This is a genomic window from Intestinibacter sp. (assembly GCF_051866655.1).
Classification (GTDB): domain Bacteria; phylum Bacillota; class Clostridia; order Peptostreptococcales; family Peptostreptococcaceae; genus Intestinibacter.
Genome location: NZ_JBJDXL010000503.1, coordinates 1 through 2,388 on the forward strand (window position 1 = coordinate 1; position 2,388 = coordinate 2,388).

A 2,388-nucleotide genomic window follows, 5' to 3' on the forward strand; every position below is an offset into this window, starting at 1 on the left:
AAAAGCACTCTTACCTTGTTTGAATCTCTCAATATTACCTTGTTCTCTATTAGCTTGCTGTATAACAACAGGACTAATTCCACATTTGTCTCTTAAAAACACAAGATAACTAGAAAGTAAATCAATATCAGGTTTGCCTCCGACTAGACCAATATGGTCTATAACTACATTATAAATAAGATTAGGATTATTTGGAGTATATGTAAGTCTAGTTTCACTCTCTGAGAATGTTCCCATACTTTCAAGTCTATTCTTTAAGATAGCATAAACCTTATTGGGAGTAACCTTCTTATCAAATATTTCCAATTTTTTACTAACCTTATCTATCCAAGGCATACATTCTTTTATTAAACCATAATGCTCTTCAGATAAGACATATTCCTTTTCTCTTGATAATATCTTCTTAAAAGATAATTGTACTCCATAAGTCTCAAATATATAGATAGAAAGTAATTTAATATAAAGTGCTACTTCTCCCATTTCTAGACTAAAATACAATACTTTAAAATCGTTATCATCAAGATGGGCCATAATTGGGCGATAGACATATGCATAGAGTGCAAATGACGTCTTTCCTGCCCCAGAATTTGACATTATTAATGTGTAAGTCTCTCTAGTGACCCCATCAATAATACTTTCTAGTTTAGGAAGATTCATAGAAATACCATGATTTAATCCTAATCTACCCCTATCAATTTCATTTAGAAGTTTATCAGAAATCATAGCAATCTCATTGAATCATAATTAATTCCACCATCAGTCTTTAGTGCTTCCAGCTCCTCCCATTTGTGGTCTATTACAAAATTAGCAATTGTAGTGCAAATAATATTGTTATCATTTGCCCATTTAACTAATTCTATAATGTGTTCATGTATATCAGGTTTCCATCTTATAGTTTTACCATAAAAACGGAAGAAGTCCTCTATTGTATCAAATTTCTTGGATACACTTTTAAGACCAACTTGAGTATTATTAACTATTCCAAATTGCGGATATACTTCCCACAATTCTTTACCTAGTTCATAAGAACATTTATAAAAATCTTTTATAACATTCTTATTAATAGGAACAGAATTAGGGTCAAATACAGTACCCTTAGCAGGTATCTTATAAGATTTTAAAATGATTCCAGCATCAATTAATCCTTGTAATAATTCAGTAGTAAATCCTCGAGAGCATACTCTATTAGAGAAATATTGCTGAACAATTCCAGATTCATCACCTTCTTGAGCAATAAGAAGGATTTCTAACAACAATAATTCATTTGGATTAATTCCATACTTTTCACAAAAGAAAAGTTGTTGTTCAATATTATTCACGTGTACAAATTAATAGTTGTTTTCTACTAATCTATACACTAAGTTGTTAATGTCTTGTACGACTTGATAACTTAGTTACGTGATTCTGTTGCAGTTGTAAGAAGAGTATCATAATCTTCTTGTGCCTCCTTCAACTTTTTCTCTAATCTAGTAATTTTATCCTGTAAGGATTTACACTTTCTAGTCAGAGATGTCTTCATCTCGTTATACTCTTTCTTAGTATAATATGTTTCCATAATTAAAAACGATAAACAAATTTCTGAATATTCTTTTTATAGGTTTCATAAGGTTCTCCCCTTAAAACCTTCATTAAATTAGCTTCATCAATCACTTCAAAGTTATTATCACTTCTACTGTTATTCATCCATTCCGTTTCAACAGTATTATTGATAACAATAGTAAAAAATTCAGCTGTCTTATCCTTATTCAAGCGAACTACTCTACCAAGCGTCTGTATTTGCTTAGTTTTACTAGAGTTTACACCTAACATGATACCTACAGATAGCTCTGGAAGATCTAGTATCTTAGGTCTATTTTCATAAGTAACTAAGATGGACTATGTCTTCAACCTTACAATAAGGTTGCACCTGCATCTAGTCTCTAGGGCTGAATCTAATCTATATTCTCCCGAACAAGATTAGCCTATGCCTCTTCAAGTTAGCATATCAATTTCTTGACTTAGCTTCCGAAGATATTCAGGTGTTATAATATAATTAATTACTTAATTACACGGCCATATCATATTCAATACTTACTAGTTAAAAATTGTTAAATATGAGAAACAACCTTCTTCTGCCAGTCTACAGGTATGCAGACAACCAGATGGCCACATAGCAAATTCTTCTAATGTAGCTCTATTCTTTTTCTTACTATTCTTTCCAGTATATACAAAACCTTCTTTAAAGGATTCTGCCATATTTACATTAGCAGAAAAAGTAATGATTTTACTATTAGGTCTGGCAGCTATTATTTCTTCGGCAACTCTAACCTTATCAGAGTGATTGAAAGCAAATTTCTTTCTATTCTGTAAAGCTCTCAAGAAAGCAGTGGCGTGATAAGTTATTTCTTT

Annotated in this window: 5 protein-coding genes; all 5 read right to left on the reverse strand. The window is 31.2% G+C overall.

The genetic code is table 11. The features are described 5' to 3' along the window. On the reverse strand, positions 1–723 hold a 723-nt coding region (locus tag ACI3VO_RS15110; RefSeq protein WP_439758713.1), incomplete at its 3' end, for a DnaB-like helicase C-terminal domain-containing protein. Then, positions 720–1,319 (reverse strand): hypothetical protein, encoded by a 600-nt coding sequence (locus tag ACI3VO_RS15115; RefSeq protein ID WP_439758714.1) that lies wholly within the window; start codon positions 1,317–1,319, stop codon positions 720–722. The genes ACI3VO_RS15110 and ACI3VO_RS15115, both read right to left, overlap by 4 nt. 71 nt (positions 1,320–1,390) lie before the next feature. Beyond that, positions 1,391–1,555, reverse strand: a complete 165-nt coding sequence (locus ACI3VO_RS15120) for a hypothetical protein (RefSeq protein WP_439758715.1) — start codon at positions 1,553–1,555, stop codon at positions 1,391–1,393. A gap of 2 nt (positions 1,556–1,557) precedes the next feature. After that, the gene (locus tag ACI3VO_RS15125) at positions 1,558–1,809 is read right to left on the reverse strand and encodes a hypothetical protein (protein ID WP_439758716.1); all 252 of its coding nucleotides are present in this window, start codon (positions 1,807–1,809) and stop codon (positions 1,558–1,560) included. A 264-nt stretch (positions 1,810–2,073) separates the two neighbouring features. Next, a partial coding sequence (locus tag ACI3VO_RS15130; RefSeq protein ID WP_439758717.1) for a hypothetical protein occupies positions 2,074–2,388 on the reverse strand: 315 nt, incomplete at its 5' end.